Raw genomic sequence first — 15011 nt, forward strand, 5'->3', positions numbered from 1 at the left:
GAACTTAGCAGCAGGTCCAGTAGGTCAGTATCCGCGAATATTACGGTTATCAGGGAAGATGCTTATATTTTCCCCGACATGACCGGCCTATTTCCCTCAGATGGCCGCCACCGGCTCGGCCACGCCAACTCTTTGCGTCGTCCGGGTGAGACTTTCCCATAAAAAGCGCACGGCGGGACCATGGGGCTTCTCCAACTTGCGCAACACATAGAGATCTACTTTTTCAGTGGCGTCACAAGGGATATGGGGCATTGGCAGCAACTCGCCCTGGGCCAGCTCCTCTCTGATTTCATGCAACGGCAGACGTCCCCAGCCCAGGCCTGCGAGGATCATGCGCTTTTTCAGATTATGGTCGTTGACCGCCCATTTACCGCCGTTGTCCACCAGCAGATAACGCTCGTCGAGGCGCTTGATGGCGCTGTCCTCCACCACAATCTGCGTGCTACGGCATAGGTCGGGTTCGCCATTGTCGCAGCGCAACAGATTGGCGAGATAATCCGGCGTCGCCACCACTTTCAAAACGATCTGGCTGAATGGGGACGCTTCCAGGGACGCGTGCACCCTCTCCTGATAGGTGATGGCGATATCCGCCTGATTCTCCTGCAAACGCTGCATGGCGCCTTCCAGGGTTTCAATATAAAAATCCACCTGGGTATTGGCGTAGCGCGCGGCGCACTCCCGCAAAGACGGCAACACCTTCTCCAAAGGACAGATATGATTGACGGCGACGCGGATGACTGGCTCGTATCCCATGGCCAGTTCGCGGGTGTAAGAGTCAAGATCGGAGAATTTCAACAGAAGTTCGTTCACTTTGCCGGAGAACGCTTCCCCCTTTTCGGTCAGTTTGGGTCGGTATCGGTCGCGCTGGAACAATTGGAAGCCGATTTCCTCCTCCAGCGCGCGTATGGTTTTGCTTATCGCGGATTGGCTGCGGTAGAATTTTTTGGCCGCCGCCCTGAACCCGCCTTCACTCACCACGGCGGCGAATATGCGTAGCTGTTCCCTAGTCATGTAAAATTTCCCTTTAATACAACATGATTACTTTACGGCAACACAAAATGAAAATTAATCATTATTTTTTAATCAGTTAGCGTCATAAGATAACTATAGAGCACTCGCTGGGCGCAGATAGGGAATGATTCCCGATCAAGGACGGCGCCAAAAAGGGACATGTTAAACAGTAATGGATGTAAGGATAGGACGTAAAAGTGCTTACCATGGTTACAAAAGGAAATGACCTCCCCACTGTGTACCGCGGCGCGCCCGCGGAAGACGATCTGCTGCCGTCGCTTGCGCGGCTGAGCGGCGTTCCAATTTCCATCCGAGAAGCGCAGACCATCGGACTCTGGCTATGCGGTTTGTCCGCGAAAGAAAGCAGTCAGGTGCTGGGTCTGTCGCCACGAACGGTGGAGACTTACCGGGAAAACATCAAAAACAAGTTTTCCATCACCAACAAAATCAAGTTCTTTGACTTGCTGATACGCAACAAACTGCACATTCCGCTCGTGTTGATGGGAGGCAGCTACATCACCGAGTATCAGTCGAACCACCAGGATCAGCCGTTGCAGGCTACCGGATAACCCCGCCGGTAAGCCCCGCCAAGGGACAAAACAAGAATAAGCTCCCGTCAGGACGCCCCTCCCATTTCCGTATCCTATACGGATGCAGGGGGGCGCATTTCTCCCTAGACTGCCGCACTCGAGGGAAAACGCAGCGTTAAGGCGTCCTGATCAAGGCGGCGGACCGATTTCGCCGGCGCTATCAGGGCGACAGACTCCAAAAGAGTCGCTCTCGGTTGCAACGCTGATTCAACGCAAGCCGGCCGCCAATGGACGTCTCAGCATGATTCCTGAAGGTGATGGACCGACCCTGATTCACCGACGCCGAGACGTACGTTTTACAGGCCTGCTTTTTGGAGGGCGCGCCCGCTTGATCCAGGCGGACAGGATGCCCTCCCTTTTTTGGCTATCCACCCAAGATGCATGTCATCTTCACTTCCCCCTGCGCAAGTCTGCGCTTTTTCTTTAATGTAGCCGGGATTTTCTGGGTATTTCCCCTTATAATCCCTAGCTATTTCGGGGAGTTGTTTTATGAGCATACCTAAAATAGTCGTCGTCGGAGGCGGCGCAGGGGGGCTGGAACTGGTCACCCGTCTGGGCAACGCGCTGGGCAAGAAAAAGCGCGCCGTGGTCCATCTTGTGGACTGCAATCCCACCCACTTATGGAAACCGTTATTACATGAAGTCGCCACTGGCTCCATGGATTCCGGCATCGACGAAATCAGCTACCGTTCCCACGCTTTCTACCACGGCTTCACCTTCCACCTCGGCAAAATGCACAGTCTGGATCGCCAGGCCCGCACGATCAGTCTGGCGCCCATGCACGATGCCCGTGGCGACGAAATCAGCCCGGAGCGAACGCTCGCTTATGATTATCTGGTGCTGGCCCTGGGCAGCCAGACCAATGACTTCGGAACGCCTGGCGCCGCCGAATACTGCGCCTTTCTGGACAGCCGCCAACAGGCTGATCTGTTTCACAAGAACCTTATCAACACCTACCTGCGTCTCAGCAACCAGGCGTCGGAAGGCAAGCCCGTTGTACTGAACATCGGCATCGTCGGCGCCGGCGCCACCGGTGTGGAACTGGCCGCGGAGCTGCATAACACCACTGCTTTGCTGAGCGCCTATGGCTTGAAACTGGCGCCGGAGAACCTGAAAGTCACCATTATCGAAGCAGGCCCCAGAGTATTACCCGCCCTGCCTACGCGAATTTCAAACGCGGTGGTTGAAGAGCTCGGCAAGCTCAACATCGAAATCAAGACCAACACCAAAGTCACCAAGGTTACGGATAAAGGCTTTGAGACCGGCGACGGTGACTTCATTACCGCCGATATGCGCGTCTGGGCGGCGGGGGTAAAAGCGCCGGACTTCCTACAAGGCATCGACGGCCTGGAAACCACCCGCAACAATCAGGTCGAGGTGCTGCCCAGTCTGCAGGCCACCAAGGACGACCGCATTTTCGCCATCGGCGACTGCGCCAGCTGCCCACAGCCGAATGGCTCCAAGGTGCCGCCGCGTGCGCAATCCGCTCACCAGATGGCCAGCCATGTCTATATCAATTTGCGCCATCTGTTGGCCAACAAGCCTCTGAAATCCTACATATATAAGGATCACGGCTCACTGGTGTCGCTGAGCCGCTATTCCACTGTGGGCAACCTGATGGGGAATCTGACCGGCAAGTCCATGATGATCGAGGGACGCATCGCCCGCTTCGTGTATATTTCTCTCTATCGCCTGCATCAGATCGCCTTGCACGGCTACATCAAAACTGCGCTGATCATGTTTTCCGCGCGCATCAACAAGATCATTCGGCCGCGTCTCAAATTGCATTGAGACGCAAACGAAAACCGGGGCTCGAAGGCCCCGGTTTTTTTCAGAATGAGCGTATCTCGCTTAGCTTGAGAAATGTCTTCGCCCGGCAACGACGAACGTTAGTGATCCTTGCGGGTGATCTTATCCAGATACCCCATACTAAATGCGGACACGACAAAGGTCATGTGAATAACCACGTACCAGAAGAGATAGGTTTCCTCCACATTCTCCGCGTTCATGAATATTTTCAGCAGATGAATAGAGGAGATCGCGACAATAGAGGCCGCCACTTTATTTTTCAGCGTGCCGGAATCCACTTTGCCCAGCCAGCTAAGCTTTTCCTGCCCGTCCGCAATATCCAACTGTGAAACAAAGTTTTCATAACCGCTGAACATCACCATGACCAGCAGGCCGCCGACCAGGGCCAAATCAATCAGCGACAGCACCACGAGCACCAGATCCGCCTCTTTCATGGAGAAGATTACTGGCAACACATGGAAGATCTCCTGGAAGAACTTCACGCCCAGCGCCAATAAAGCCAAGCTTAGGCCCAGATAAATCGGGGCAAGTATCCAGCGCGCTGAATACATCAAATTTTCAATAAAACGCTCCATGATCTCCGCCTGAGTCATACTAGATTGAGGAAAAGTGCCGTAGCGAAATAACTTCCCGCTTGATGGGGGCTCAGCATAGCAAAAACAAGCATTTCAGAGTGAACCTTTCCGTAAGTTCATGGCCGGGACATTCTGCTGACTCCATTCTAATCGACAAGAGCACTGTCAAATTAACAGCATTCAGTTTTCGACATGTGTCACAAAAATTTACATTTACCAAATCATTGCAACATCATGTAACTCGACAAGCGCCTGTCTACATTCATTAACTTTTAGTATGGTGGGGTAATTGCCTGTTTTCTTATGTAGTCCACCCTGTCATCAACCTCTATTGCAGTACAGGCTCAAGAGTCATGAAACAAACAACAACCTCACTCAAAGCGTTTGTCTTTTCATCTGCCATGCTCGCCTCTGCCGGAGCATTCGCTCTTCCGGCGTTGCAAATTGGAATTGAAGATGGAACCTATGACATGGCCTCCGAGGATTCGGTAACCAGCGCCACCGCCTTTACACTTTACGCCTTAGCCGATACAGGTATCGTAGACGCTGGTTCATTTGATTTCCGCCTCAGCATCGCCGTCACGCCAAAACTATCGACGCCGACTGACTTGGGCAGCATTGTCGTCAATGGCATTACCATTGATATCACCGACGATATGACCTACGGCACTCCGCCGATTGAAGCGACCAGCAGCAGCACTGACCTGCCAGGACACGGTATTTACGATACCTATTACTACGAAGTCGACTTCTCCTTCGACACAAGCAATAAGGCCACGCCCTACAATGTTCAGGACGATCCCGATGGTTTCGCTCTTTACGGCGGATCAGGCGACTACCTGTACTACAACGCCTTTGACTTCAATGTTTCAGGGTATACCGGGGCCGGGCTGCACTTTGACCTGTACGCGCTGGACTTCGACCGCAAAAAACCGATAGTGGCGTTCGCTCCATTCTCTCACGATGGCAGTTACAACCGTCGGGAAGTTCCTGAGCCAGCAGGTCTGGCCTTATTCGGCATCGCCTTGGTCGGATTGCTGGTATTCCGTCGCCGCTCAGCCTAAGCAGAACAAAGCTTTTTCATATAAACGCCGGAAACCGCCGGCGTTTTTTATTTCTGCGTCAGTATTTTTTGCAGTGAACGAAAACAGTTGACGTCAGCAGTCTAAGTTATTGACTATAATAGGCCTCAACGATAGGGAGTTGTTAACGGAGAAAGCATATGCAGCTCATCGGCTCACTTACCAGTCCTTTTGTCAGGAAGATCCGCATACAGTTATTGGAAAAGGGGCTTCCGTTTTCCCTGCTGGAGGAAATTCCCTGGAACGCGGATACCTCCGTACCCAAATTCAATCCATTAGGTAAAGTACCTGTTTTAATCGATGAACACGGTGAAATCTGGTTTGATTCGCCGGTTATCGCCGAATACATCGAAACGCTGGAAACCCGCCATCGCCTCGTTCCGATCAAATCAATCGATGCGGTGAGAGTCCGTCAGTTAGAAGCGCTTGCGGACGGCGTTTGTGAAGCCGCTATCGCTATCTTTCTGGAAAAAAAGCGTCCACAGGAATGGCGGAGTCCGGATTGGATCGCCCGTCAGGAGCAAAAAGTGGAACGTGGCTTAGCAGCATTGGAAAAAGCTACTGTCGGTAAGCATTGGGTCTATGAAGACCATCTAACGCTTGCAGACATCGCCATCGGCTGCGTAGTCGGATGGTACGACTTCCGCTTTGAAAGCTCAGGATGGCGCCAGAAGCATCCGCATCTGGCTGACTACGTGGATCGCTTATTCAAGCGCGACTCCTTCATCCAGACACAACCTCCGGAATCCTGAGTCGCCTGAAAATGGCGCGCGGCGCCTCGCCGCGGCGCCACCCTGCTTACGAGACCAGATATCCCCCATCCACCGCCAGCACCGATCCTGTGGTGTAAGATGCGGCGTCGCTGACCAGATAAAGCACTGCTCCAGCCATTTCCGTCGGCTCTGCGATACGGTTCATCGGCACATGTTGCAACAGTTGTTTGCGAATAGCTTCATTCTGCGTAAGAGCGGAGGCGAACTTGGTGTCCGTGCCTCCGGGCAGCAACGCATTCACTCGAATCCCCAGACCGGCGCATTCTTTGGCGAAGGTTTTGGTCATGCTGATGACCGCCGCTTTGGTGATGGAATAAATGCCTTGAAAGTGCCCTGGAATGACGCCGTTGACCGACGCTACATTCACGATCTTGCCGCTCTTCTGGGCTCGCATGAGTTTGCCCGCTTCCACAGACATAAAGAAATAGCCACGGATATTCACATCCACGGTTTTCTGAAATACGCCGAGGTCCGTTTCCAGCACATGCCCGAAATAGGGGTTGGTGGCCGCATTGTTGATCAGAATATCCAGCTTGCCGTGTTTTTCTCTGATCTGCTCAAACAGGGAGGAAATTTGCTCCATCTCACCGATATGACAGGCGATAGCTTCCGCGGACCCGCCCTCATCGCGAATCGACTGCGACACAGACTCACAGCCTTCTATCTTGCGGCTGGACACAATCACGTGCGCGCCATACTGCGCCAATGTTCTGGCGATGGACTCGCCAATCCCGCGACTGGCGCCGGTGACCAACGCAACCTGTCCCGCCAGTTGAAATAAGTCTTTATGCATAATAAGGCCCTTTATGTTCGCGTCAGTTCAGCGCCAAGTGACATAACTGCGATCACTGCCGCTCTGCAAGTAACTGTAATTATTGAAATAAGCCAGCGAGCGACGCCCGCCTCCGCTATACATAACTTTGGTGATGGACGCGTTGACGATAGACCAGTTCATACTGAACGCCGCCGCTGAAGACAGTCCAAGCACTTTTTGCAATATCGCCGTGATAACGCCGCCGGAGGTGACAATGGCGATATTGCGGCCGCCGCCGATTTCCTCCAGCGTCGATTCCAAGGCCTGCGCGGCCCTGTCGCTGAATGCCGCCCAGGAATCCATTCCGTCCCATTGGTCTTTCGCCAGCCAGGCCACGATTACTTTTTCGAATACTTTCTGAAAGCTTCGCCTGCGGTCCACCTTACCATGCACAAACGCCGCGACATCAGCGTCTCTCTGCGCAAGCTCGGGCAACACCCTGGCCAATACCGCAGTATGGTCGAACTCATTGAAACCCGCGCTGCGCATCACATCCAGGTCTAATCCCATCGCATTGAGAGCAATCGCCGCCGTGTCGATCTGGCGACTCAGCAAGCCCGTGCGCCAAGCGTCCAGTTGCAGACCTTTCGCAGCCAGATAGACTCCCAACCGCTCCGCCTGGGCACGCCCCAGTTCAGACAGTTTGTCGTAGTCGTCGCCGCCAAAACTGGCCTGCCCATGACGAATCAAATAGACCGCGCCCATCAGCCGCTCTCCCGCCCGGCCGCATGTCCGGGCAGGCAACCCAAGTCAGGACAAAGAGGACGCATGAATTTTGTCTCGTAAGTAGCCGTCCAGATACTGCACGGCTTGAATGAAACCGGCGAAACGCTTGTCCTGGGTCTGTCCGTGATAAAAACGGTAGTAAATCTGCTGGATAATGACGACCAGCCGGAACATCCCATACACCTCATAAAAATCAAAACTGGGGATGCTCAGGTCGGCGCGCTGCAGGTAATAGTCGACAATTTCCGCGCGACTCATCATTCCGGGCAAGTGGGTGGGTTGACGACGCAACATATGCAGAGGCGCCGGATCATCTCGTTGCACCCAATACGCCAGGCTGTTGCCCAAGTCCATCAACGGATCGCCAATTGTCGCCATTTCCCAATCCAGCACCCCGATAATGTTCATCAGGTTATCGGGGTCCAGCACCAGATTGTCGAAACGGTAATCGTTATGCACCAGACATCGCCGTATCTGCTTAGGCCTGTGCTGCTGAAGCCAGGACATGACTTCTTCAAAATCAGGGGCGTCGTCCGTCTTTGCGCGTCGATAGCGATCACACCAGCCGTCAATTTGCCTCTCGACATAATCGCCTTCCTTTAACAAGGCTTTTAAGGTCGTGCTCTCCCAGTCCGCTTGATGCAGCTCCACCAGACGATCCACCATATTGCGACATAAAGCGCGCTGGTCCGACTCGCTGAAGTTCAGTCCCGCTGGCGGATCGCCGCGCAGGATGACGCCTTTTAGACGCTCCATGACATAAAACTCGCCGCCAATAATGCTCTCGTCCTCGCAGAACGCCACCATGGCGGGCACATAGGGGTATAGCTCCCGTAATCCCTGCATCACTCGATACTCCCGGCCCATATCGTGAGCGGATTTGGCCTTGCGCCCGAATGGCGGGCGTCGCAACACAAACTCCTGATCGGGGTATTGCAGCAGATAGGTCAGGTTAGAGGCGCCGCCCGGGAACTGCTTTATGTGCGGTTCGCCGTGCAGACCGGAAACATGCTGTTTCAGAAAACCATCAATAGCCGACGCATTTAATTCTTCGCCTGCGCGCACTACGCCGGCGTTATCAGTAAAAGAAGTCTCGCTCATCCTACCGCCCGCCCTTTTTCAGCGTCTTCCGGCGCGCTCTCGCACTCCTGCTTTTTGGCCAGGAAACGACGTCCCAACGTCTTCATACTTCGCAAGTACACCGCAGGCGCATAGCGTTTCAACCACCACAGCAGGCGATAGTTGGCGTGGGGAAGGATATAGAAATGCTGTTTTTCCACGCCGTCGTACAGGCGCTCCGCCACATCCGCAGCGCTCAGCTTGGAGCCCGCAAACAGCTTCTCCATGGTTTCTTTGAGATTGGGATTAGGAGATCGCGCAGTGCTGGCCAGCCCAGTGGAAAAGAAGCCAGGGCAAACGACATTAACGCCAACGCCAAAGGGCGACAATTCACCGACCAACGTTTCAGACAGGGCGACGACGCCAGCTTTGGCGGCGTTATAGGACCCCATTTCCGGCGCATGCACCAGTCCCGCCATGGAGGCTATGTTCACGATCTGACCGGAGCGTTGCCGTTTGAACAACGGGGCGAATTCTTTGCAGCCACGCACCACGCCCATCAGGTCAATATCGATCACCCACTCCCAGTCTTCCAGTGGCGCTTCGCCAATACCGCCATGAGCGGCGACGCCAGCGTTATTAATCAGGATATCCAAGCCGCCCCAAGTTTCGACGATTTTGCGCCGCCAGGCCTGTATGTCGCGCACCTTGGTGACATCAACGTGCTGATAGAAAGCTCTATTTTCGGGCAGTCCCAGTGACGCCACAATTGCGCTTCCTGTTTCATCCTGAACATCCGCAAAAGCCACCCGCCAGCCCCGGCTAAGAAAATGCCGTGCGGTGGCCAGACCCAGCCCACTAGCGGCGCCGGTTATCGCGACGCGCTTTTCTGGAAATCGATGCATAGCCCTTCCCCTGGTTTATTGTTGATATTTTTTAAGCTCGTATTTAGCGATCAAGGCCCGATGCACTTCGTCGGGCCCATCGGCCAAGCGGAGCACTCGCGCATAGCCAAACAGCGCAGTAAGCGGAAAATCATCGGAGACGCCGGCGCCGCCGTGCATCTGAATCGCCTGATCGACAATACGCTGACACAGACTCGGCGCCACCACCTTGATTTGCGAAATCTCGCTCATCGCCGCGAAAACGCCGTACTTATCAATTTTATACGCCGCCTGCAGCGTCAGCAGCCGCGCCATTTCAATATCCATGCGCGCGTTGGCGATAATGTCCGCATTTCCTCCCAGCTTCGCCAGAGGCTTACCGAAAGCGACGCGGCTGAGCGACCTTTCACACAACAACTTTAGCGCCCTTTCCGCCGCGCCGATGGCGCGCATGCAATGGTGTATTCGCCCCGGCCCAAGCCTGCCCTGCGCGATTTCAAAGCCGCGTCCGGGACCAGCGATGATGTTGCTTTTCGGGACGCGCACATTTTCAAAGTGCACTTCGCCGTGGCCGTATGGCTCATCCAGCTGGCCAAACACAGGCAACATGCGCTTCACATTAACGCCAGGGGTATTGCGGGGTACGATTACCATTGAGTGGCGTTGGTGACGATCCGCGCCGGAATCTGTCACGCCCATGAAGATAAAGAATTCGCAACGCGGGTGTCCGGCATTGGAGGTCCACCACTTGCGGCCGTTCACAACGGCTTCCTCTCCATCAAGCTCGATGGTCGCCTGCATGTTAGTGGCGTCTGAAGAAGCAACATCTCTTTCTGTCATGGCGAATGCGGAACGTATCTCGCCCGCCAGCAGAGGTTTGAGCCAGGTTTCCTGTTGCTCATGGGAGCCATAGCGGGCCAGGACTTCCATATTGCCCGTATCCGGAGCATTACAATTGAATACCTCCGGCGCGATAAACGACCATCCCATTTCCTCAGCCAGCGGCGCATATTCCAGCGTACTCAAACCGGGTCCATATTCTTCTTCTGGCAGAAACAGGTTCCATAAACCTTCCCGTTTTGCTTCCGCTTTCAAAGCTTCCATGACGGGAGGCTGGGTCCAGGTCCGCCCAGGCTCCGCCAGATGGGCGTAGTACTCTTGCTCTGCGGGCAATATCCGCTCGTGGATGAATTCACGAACCCGCTGAATGTACTCAGCGGCTCGCGGCGAATGATCGAATTCCATTGCTCACCTCTATGTCAGAGTTTGGCCGTTCAGGCGAAAGCGTTTGAAGCGTCGCCTGTCGCGCTGGAAGCGCGTGGGTTAATGGCTAAACCATAGACATCGCCATATAATTAAGCCAATGAATAATAGAAATAGATAAATATAAAAATCATGCATATCAGTCGTATCGACCTGAACCTGTTCGTCGTGTTCGACGCTATCTACAGTGAAGGCGGCATCACACGCGCATCAGAGGTGTTGCATCTGACCCAGCCGGCGGTGAGTCATGCTCTCAATCGTCTGCGGGAAACACTTGGCGACGAGCTGTTCATTCGCTCTTCCCGCGGCATGACGCCCACCCCCTATGCGCATCAACTGATAGGCACAGTCAGGCAGGCGCTGAATCAGTTACAGCGTGGTCTGCACCAAGGGCAGGAGTTCGCCCCCGCACAGTTGGAAACCAGTTTCAGATTATGTGTGCGGGACCTGTTCGACGTGCTGCTGTTGCCGGCATTGATTAAGAACTGTCGGGCGATCGCTCCCAAAGTGGTGTTTAACTGCCTGCGCTCGCCACGTGAACAAATCCTTCATGATCTGGCCAGTGGGCGCATTGATTTAGCGGCGGATGTGCTGATCAGTCACGACGACAGCATTTGTCATGAAAAGTTGTTCGAAGACCGTTTGACCTGTCTGCTGCGCAGGGATCATCCCGCTCTTGCCAGTGAGTGGAGCCTTGCGGAAATGCTACGCTGGCCACATGTGCAGGTTTCCTCCCGCGAGCACGGACCGGGATATGAAGACATCCAGTTATCCCGGCACGGCCTGCAACGTAAATTGGGATTACGCACCCCTAACTTCTATGGCGCGGCGTTGACGGCGGCCAACAGTGATTTGATCCTGTGCGCGCCGGAGCAAGTGGCGCGGAAACTCACGCAAACTATCCCCTTACAGGTCATGCCTTTTCCCCTGACGCTGAACCCGCTGGAAACCTATCTTTACTGGCACAGATCCACCGATCGGGAGCCTGCCCACATCTGGCTGAGGGAGCAAACGCAAAGGGCTTTGGCGCAGGGATTACAGGCGGTGGAAGAAGGCGTTATCTAACGTCAAACCTATGTAAAATCAGTGCCTCGGTATTCACCTACAGTAAAAGCAGGGTGGCTGAACCATACTTTTTAGCGTGTCAATTGTAGGGTTTAGAAGACACGGGAACGTTGGACTCCCAACGCACTCCATACCCTCTTGCATTTCCTTAATGTAGGCACAAAAGTGCTCTCCTGAGCGGGTTACTGCAGGCGCAAGCAGTCTCCCGCTTTTTTTTGCGCCCGCCGCTCAGATCACAGATCTTGTTCGATGACCATTTTCCAGGTTGTGTAGAGAATCTGCGCGTCATTGGCGGCGCGGTGGGTTTCCACACCCAACGTCTCAATAGCGCGACGACGCGTATCCGCCCAGTTATTGACCTGTTGCGGAGCCAGAAGTGCGGCGATGGATTCCAGTTTAAAGGCAGGTTGTAACTTGGCGGCCCTGAATAGGCGATGCAGCCAAAAGCTGTCAAAGGTCCAGGCGTCGCAATAGACATGTTCCGGAAGCAGCTCGTTAAGCGCATGCGCCACATCGACGATATTTACGCCTTCCTCCTGCAACTGCTGGCGGGTGATGCCATGAATGGCGCAGGCCTCTTCAGACCAGTCCGTCCACAAGGGCGCAGGACGCAGCAACCAACTATGAATAGCGCCATCCGGCAGACATACGCCCACTTCAATCGGATAACTGCAAATCAGATCCAGACTCGATGCTTCAAAATCGATAAAGCAGGGTTGTTCTTGTAATGCTTCTATCTGCGAAGCCATTGTCTCAAAGGACATATTCGGTTCGTTTTTCACATACTCCTCACGGCATCCTCTGTGCGGCGACGTATCCGCCACTCTCCCCTGTCGCAGGACGGGGCGCTTGTACCGGCCACTTGTACTATCCGCCTTGTGGCGAACGGACCGATGCGGAGGACGTCGATCTTTAACACGGCGGAGCGCCTATCCCGCTCCGGCGTCGGCAAGTTCCTTTTCCAGCAGTATGACTGCGGCTTTAGCCGACGCTCCCGATATGGGCGTGTATATTATTTGGTCGCCGGCTACTTCAGGCCAGTAGACAAGCATACTCTGATCTTTAGCGCCGGAGGTATAGTAAATGACCGTAAGTATCCCCGGGCGCTCATCCGCAATGTATTTGATGGCGGCTTTGTCTGCGCGGCTGGAGAGATCAATCAGCACTGGGTCGGGATAACGATCAAATTGCTCAGACTGCACCAATTCGCTGGCGAGATAATTGCGCAGGCTGATGAAATCAGGATTGTCCGGAAACAACAACATCTCCTCCGCCAGACTGGCCACTCGCGCCGTAATCAGCGCGCTGTCTTCGGTGGACGGATCATTGAACTGCGGAGGTATGCCAGCCGCAGCGGCGGGCATCATATTTAACAGACCGGGCCAGTCATCCGTCTGCGCTGTCCTATCCCAATTATTGCGCTCCGGCGCCTGCAGATAAGCCAAACCGCCCCAGGCCAACGCGCCGACTAGAAACATGCCTCCATGACGACGACGCCGCTTTTCTTCCGTTTTGATTTTAGCTGGCTGACGGCGCATTCTTTCCGCGCCCAATCCTAGCATCGCCAAAGCGGCGATCAGGCAGAGTATGACTGCAAAGATCTGACCCAACAGGGCTAGCTGAACCGGACTCATAAGCGTTCCCCCTTGGTACTTCTCTCGCCCGGGAGCGGAGATCGCGATGAAACGACGCCGGGGCGCGGCGCATCACGGGACGCCGCCCCTTCTTTTCTGTATAGCAGATTTTCTCCGATTTGCCGCTTTTCCGAGGCTTCGGATCAGGGCATGAACGGACGACAGCCGGCATGGCCCGCGATATAATGCGCTTTTGTTCTCTCACAAGCGGTAGGCAATGAATCAGTCTGACACGTCCCTTATTCCAAATCGCGCCGTCGCCATCTTTTCCGGCGGTATGGACTCATTCACTCTTCTCAACGAGTTGGTGCAGGAAGGCAAAGAAGTTTTCGCCCTCTCCTTCAACTATGGACAGCGACACAGCAAAGAGCTGGAATGCGCCCGACAAGTATGCGAAAGCCTGAACATCGCACATAAGATCATCGACATCACCGCCATCAACTCTCTGTTGGCCGGCTCTTCTCTGACTGACGACATTCAGGTGCCTGAAGGGCATTATGAAGAAGAGAACATGAAGTCCACCGTAGTGCCCAATCGCAATATGATTCTGCTGTCTCTGGCGATTGGCTATGCCGTGTCTCTCAAAGCCGAAGCGGTTTATTACGGCGCCCACGGCGGCGACCACGCCATCTACCCGGACTGCCGCCCGGCGTTCGTGGAAATCATGAGCGAAGCCTCTAAACTGGCTAACTATGAGCCGGTGGAAGTCCGCGCCCCGTATCTGTATGAGACAAAAATCGAAATCCTGCGCAGGGGGCTGGCGTTGGGTCTGGATTACGGCCAAACCTGGACCTGCTATAACGGGCGCGAGAAAGCCTGCGGCAAGTGCGGTTCCTGTGTGGAGCGCCTGGAAGCCTTTGACAAGAATGACGCGACCGACCCCCTGGCGTACGAGTCTGTATGTACCGGGTAAAAGAAGCTTTCTATACCCTGCAAGGAGAAGGGGCGCACCAAGGGCGCCCCGCCGTGTTCTGTCGCTTCAGCAAATGCAATCTGTGGACAGGTCGTGAAAAGGACCGCGCCGGCGCCGTCTGCAATTTCTGCGACACAGACTTTATCGGCGTGGACGGCCAGAATGGCGGCAAGTTCGCGACAGCGGAAGAGCTGGCGGATCATATACTTGCTTTCTGGCCGCCAGAGCAGGATAACCGCTTTGTCGTCTGCACAGGCGGCGAGCCCCTGCTGCAGTTGGATGAACCCTTGATCGAAGCCTTCCATGCCAGAGGTTTCGAAGTCGCCGTAGAAACCAACGGCACCTTGCCCGCTCCCGCCGGCATCGACTGGTTATGCGTCAGCCCCAAAGGCCGGGCGGAAGTGGTGATCACAGAGTGCGATGAACTCAAGTTGGTCTACCCGCAACCCGAGGCGCCGCCGGAGCGCTTCTCTGATATTCGCGCTGGCCGCCATTACCTCTCTCCCATGGCCAACCCCCTGGTTCGAGAAGGTAATGACGAACAGAAACGCCGGAATACTCAGTTGGCGATGGAATACTGTATGCGTCACCCCAAATGGCGACTGAGCGTCCAGCTCCATAAGATTCTCGGCATCGACTGACCCGACCTTAGCCACTTTTGCGTATGGCTATTAAGGCTGGGCGCCGCCGACAATATTAATCAGGCAGACAAATAGCTTCCTTCTATTTGTCTGCAACGACAGGGCCTGCACATGTCAGGCCCTGTCTCCCGCGGCTAGCCGCCGCACAGGCGCATCCATGCGCCTGATTATT

At 54.6% G+C, this 15011-nt stretch carries 16 protein-coding genes; 7 read left to right on the forward strand and 9 right to left on the reverse strand.

Going from position 1 to position 15011, the window contains the following annotated elements; genetic code table 11:
* Positions 1 to 96: 96 nt before the first annotated feature.
* A complete protein-coding gene (locus HCH_RS29890) occupies positions 97 to 1011 on the reverse strand; it encodes a LysR family transcriptional regulator (RefSeq protein WP_011400313.1) in 915 nt (304 codons plus the stop codon).
* Positions 1012 to 1217: 206 nt separating this feature from the next.
* Here HCH_RS29890 and HCH_RS29895 point away from each other — a divergent pair, with 206 nt between their 5' ends.
* Together HCH_RS29895 and HCH_RS29900 are read left to right on the forward strand one after the other, a co-directional pair.
* Entirely contained in the window at positions 1218 to 1580 is a 363-nt protein-coding gene (locus HCH_RS29895) for a helix-turn-helix transcriptional regulator (protein WP_083769846.1), read from the forward strand.
* 510 nt (positions 1581 to 2090) lie between these two features.
* Positions 2091 to 3392 (forward strand): NAD(P)/FAD-dependent oxidoreductase, encoded by a 1302-nt coding sequence (locus tag HCH_RS29900; RefSeq protein WP_011400315.1) that lies wholly within the window; start codon positions 2091 to 2093, stop codon positions 3390 to 3392.
* 98 nt (positions 3393 to 3490) lie between these two features.
* On the opposite strand, the gene HCH_RS29905 is transcribed toward HCH_RS29900, so the two are convergent.
* The gene (locus tag HCH_RS29905) at positions 3491 to 3985 is read right to left on the reverse strand and encodes a TIGR00645 family protein (RefSeq protein WP_041600078.1); all 495 of its coding nucleotides are present in this window, start codon (positions 3983 to 3985) and stop codon (positions 3491 to 3493) included.
* A 401-nt stretch (positions 3986 to 4386) separates the two neighbouring features.
* On the opposite strand from HCH_RS29905, the gene HCH_RS29910 reads away from it, so the two are divergent.
* Together HCH_RS29910 and HCH_RS29915 are read left to right on the forward strand one after the other, a co-directional pair.
* The gene (locus tag HCH_RS29910) at positions 4387 to 5049 is read left to right on the forward strand and encodes a choice-of-anchor N protein (RefSeq protein ID WP_041599024.1); all 663 of its coding nucleotides are present in this window, start codon (positions 4387 to 4389) and stop codon (positions 5047 to 5049) included.
* Between the two features lie 158 nt (positions 5050 to 5207).
* Positions 5208 to 5819 carry a glutathione S-transferase gene (locus tag HCH_RS29915; protein WP_011400318.1) on the forward strand — a complete coding sequence of 204 codons (612 nt, stop codon included), beginning with the start codon at positions 5208 to 5210 and terminating at the stop codon, positions 5817 to 5819.
* A gap of 46 nt (positions 5820 to 5865) precedes the next feature.
* On the opposite strand, the gene HCH_RS29920 is transcribed toward HCH_RS29915, so the two are convergent.
* From HCH_RS29920 to HCH_RS29940, 5 genes are read right to left on the reverse strand one after another with little or no spacing between them, the layout of a single operon-like run.
* Positions 5866 to 6633, reverse strand: coding sequence for an SDR family oxidoreductase (locus HCH_RS29920; RefSeq protein ID WP_011400319.1), 768 nt, complete (start codon positions 6631 to 6633; stop codon positions 5866 to 5868).
* Between the two features lie 27 nt (positions 6634 to 6660).
* Complete coding sequence (locus tag HCH_RS29925; RefSeq protein ID WP_011400320.1) at positions 6661 to 7359, reverse strand: histidine phosphatase family protein; 699 nt, start codon at positions 7357 to 7359, stop codon at positions 6661 to 6663.
* 45 nt (positions 7360 to 7404) lie between these two features.
* Positions 7405 to 8481, reverse strand: a complete 1077-nt coding sequence (locus tag HCH_RS29930; protein ID WP_011400321.1) for a phosphotransferase family protein — start codon at positions 8479 to 8481, stop codon at positions 7405 to 7407.
* Positions 8478 to 9344 (reverse strand): SDR family oxidoreductase, encoded by an 867-nt coding sequence (locus HCH_RS29935; protein WP_011400322.1) that lies wholly within the window; start codon positions 9342 to 9344, stop codon positions 8478 to 8480. Before HCH_RS29935 ends, HCH_RS29930 begins: the two co-directional genes overlap by 4 nt.
* Before the next feature lie 15 nt (positions 9345 to 9359).
* Positions 9360 to 10568 (reverse strand): acyl-CoA dehydrogenase family protein, encoded by a 1209-nt coding sequence (locus HCH_RS29940; RefSeq protein ID WP_011400323.1) that lies wholly within the window; start codon positions 10566 to 10568, stop codon positions 9360 to 9362.
* Between the two features lie 150 nt (positions 10569 to 10718).
* On the opposite strand from HCH_RS29940, the gene HCH_RS29945 reads away from it, so the two are divergent.
* Positions 10719 to 11651: a LysR family transcriptional regulator gene (locus HCH_RS29945; protein ID WP_011400324.1), complete on the forward strand. Its 933-nt coding sequence runs from the start codon at positions 10719 to 10721 to the stop codon at positions 11649 to 11651.
* A gap of 233 nt (positions 11652 to 11884) precedes the next feature.
* On the opposite strand, the gene HCH_RS29950 is transcribed toward HCH_RS29945, so the two are convergent.
* Together HCH_RS29950 and HCH_RS29955 are read right to left on the reverse strand one after the other, a co-directional pair.
* Positions 11885 to 12415: a hypothetical protein gene (locus HCH_RS29950; RefSeq protein ID WP_193359411.1), complete on the reverse strand. Its 531-nt coding sequence runs from the start codon at positions 12413 to 12415 to the stop codon at positions 11885 to 11887.
* 165 nt (positions 12416 to 12580) lie between these two features.
* Positions 12581 to 13285 (reverse strand): hypothetical protein, encoded by a 705-nt coding sequence (locus HCH_RS29955; protein ID WP_011400326.1) that lies wholly within the window; start codon positions 13283 to 13285, stop codon positions 12581 to 12583.
* A 217-nt stretch (positions 13286 to 13502) separates the two neighbouring features.
* Between HCH_RS29955 and queC the strand changes: the two genes are divergently transcribed.
* Together queC and queE are read left to right on the forward strand one after the other, a co-directional pair.
* Positions 13503 to 14198 (forward strand): 7-cyano-7-deazaguanine synthase QueC, encoded by a 696-nt coding sequence (queC, locus tag HCH_RS29960; protein WP_011400327.1) that lies wholly within the window; start codon positions 13503 to 13505, stop codon positions 14196 to 14198.
* Entirely contained in the window at positions 14186 to 14839 is a 654-nt protein-coding gene (gene queE, locus HCH_RS29965; protein ID WP_011400328.1) for a 7-carboxy-7-deazaguanine synthase, read from the forward strand. Before queC ends, queE begins: the two co-directional genes overlap by 13 nt.
* Positions 14840 to 15011: the final 172 nt, after the last annotated feature.

It is taken from the genome of Hahella chejuensis KCTC 2396, assembly GCF_000012985.1.
Taxonomy (GTDB): Bacteria; Pseudomonadota; Gammaproteobacteria; order Pseudomonadales; family Oleiphilaceae; genus Hahella; species Hahella chejuensis.

What these genes read in the sequence shown, in the direction of transcription:
- HCH_RS29930 (WP_011400321.1), bottom strand. Translation starts at nt 8,481, where the DNA reads ATGAGCGAGACTTCTTTTACTGATAACGCCGGCGTAGTGCGCGCAGGC.
- HCH_RS29920 (WP_011400319.1), bottom strand. Translation starts at nt 6,633, where the DNA reads ATGCATAAAGACTTATTTCAACTGGCGGGACAGGTTGCGTTGGTCACC.
- HCH_RS29950 (WP_193359411.1), bottom strand. Translation starts at nt 12,415, where the DNA reads ATGTCCTTTGAGACAATGGCTTCGCAGATAGAAGCATTACAAGAACAA.
- HCH_RS29925 (WP_011400320.1), bottom strand. Translation starts at nt 7,359, where the DNA reads ATGGGCGCGGTCTATTTGATTCGTCATGGGCAGGCCAGTTTTGGCGGC.
- HCH_RS29890 (WP_011400313.1), bottom strand. Translation starts at nt 1,011, where the DNA reads ATGACTAGGGAACAGCTACGCATATTCGCCGCCGTGGTGAGTGAAGGC.
- HCH_RS29940 (WP_011400323.1), bottom strand. Translation starts at nt 10,568, where the DNA reads ATGGAATTCGATCATTCGCCGCGAGCCGCTGAGTACATTCAGCGGGTT.
- queC (WP_011400327.1), top strand. Translation starts at nt 13,503, where the DNA reads ATGAATCAGTCTGACACGTCCCTTATTCCAAATCGCGCCGTCGCCATC.
- HCH_RS29945 (WP_011400324.1), top strand. Translation starts at nt 10,719, where the DNA reads ATGCATATCAGTCGTATCGACCTGAACCTGTTCGTCGTGTTCGACGCT.
- HCH_RS29910 (WP_041599024.1), top strand. Translation starts at nt 4,387, where the DNA reads ATGCTCGCCTCTGCCGGAGCATTCGCTCTTCCGGCGTTGCAAATTGGA.
- HCH_RS29955 (WP_011400326.1), bottom strand. Translation starts at nt 13,285, where the DNA reads ATGAGTCCGGTTCAGCTAGCCCTGTTGGGTCAGATCTTTGCAGTCATA.
- HCH_RS29905 (WP_041600078.1), bottom strand. Translation starts at nt 3,985, where the DNA reads ATGGAGCGTTTTATTGAAAATTTGATGTATTCAGCGCGCTGGATACTT.
- HCH_RS29935 (WP_011400322.1), bottom strand. Translation starts at nt 9,344, where the DNA reads ATGCATCGATTTCCAGAAAAGCGCGTCGCGATAACCGGCGCCGCTAGT.
- HCH_RS29895 (WP_083769846.1), top strand. Translation starts at nt 1,218, where the DNA reads ATGGTTACAAAAGGAAATGACCTCCCCACTGTGTACCGCGGCGCGCCC.
- queE (WP_011400328.1), top strand. Translation starts at nt 14,186, where the DNA reads ATGTACCGGGTAAAAGAAGCTTTCTATACCCTGCAAGGAGAAGGGGCG.
- HCH_RS29915 (WP_011400318.1), top strand. Translation starts at nt 5,208, where the DNA reads ATGCAGCTCATCGGCTCACTTACCAGTCCTTTTGTCAGGAAGATCCGC.
- HCH_RS29900 (WP_011400315.1), top strand. Translation starts at nt 2,091, where the DNA reads ATGAGCATACCTAAAATAGTCGTCGTCGGAGGCGGCGCAGGGGGGCTG.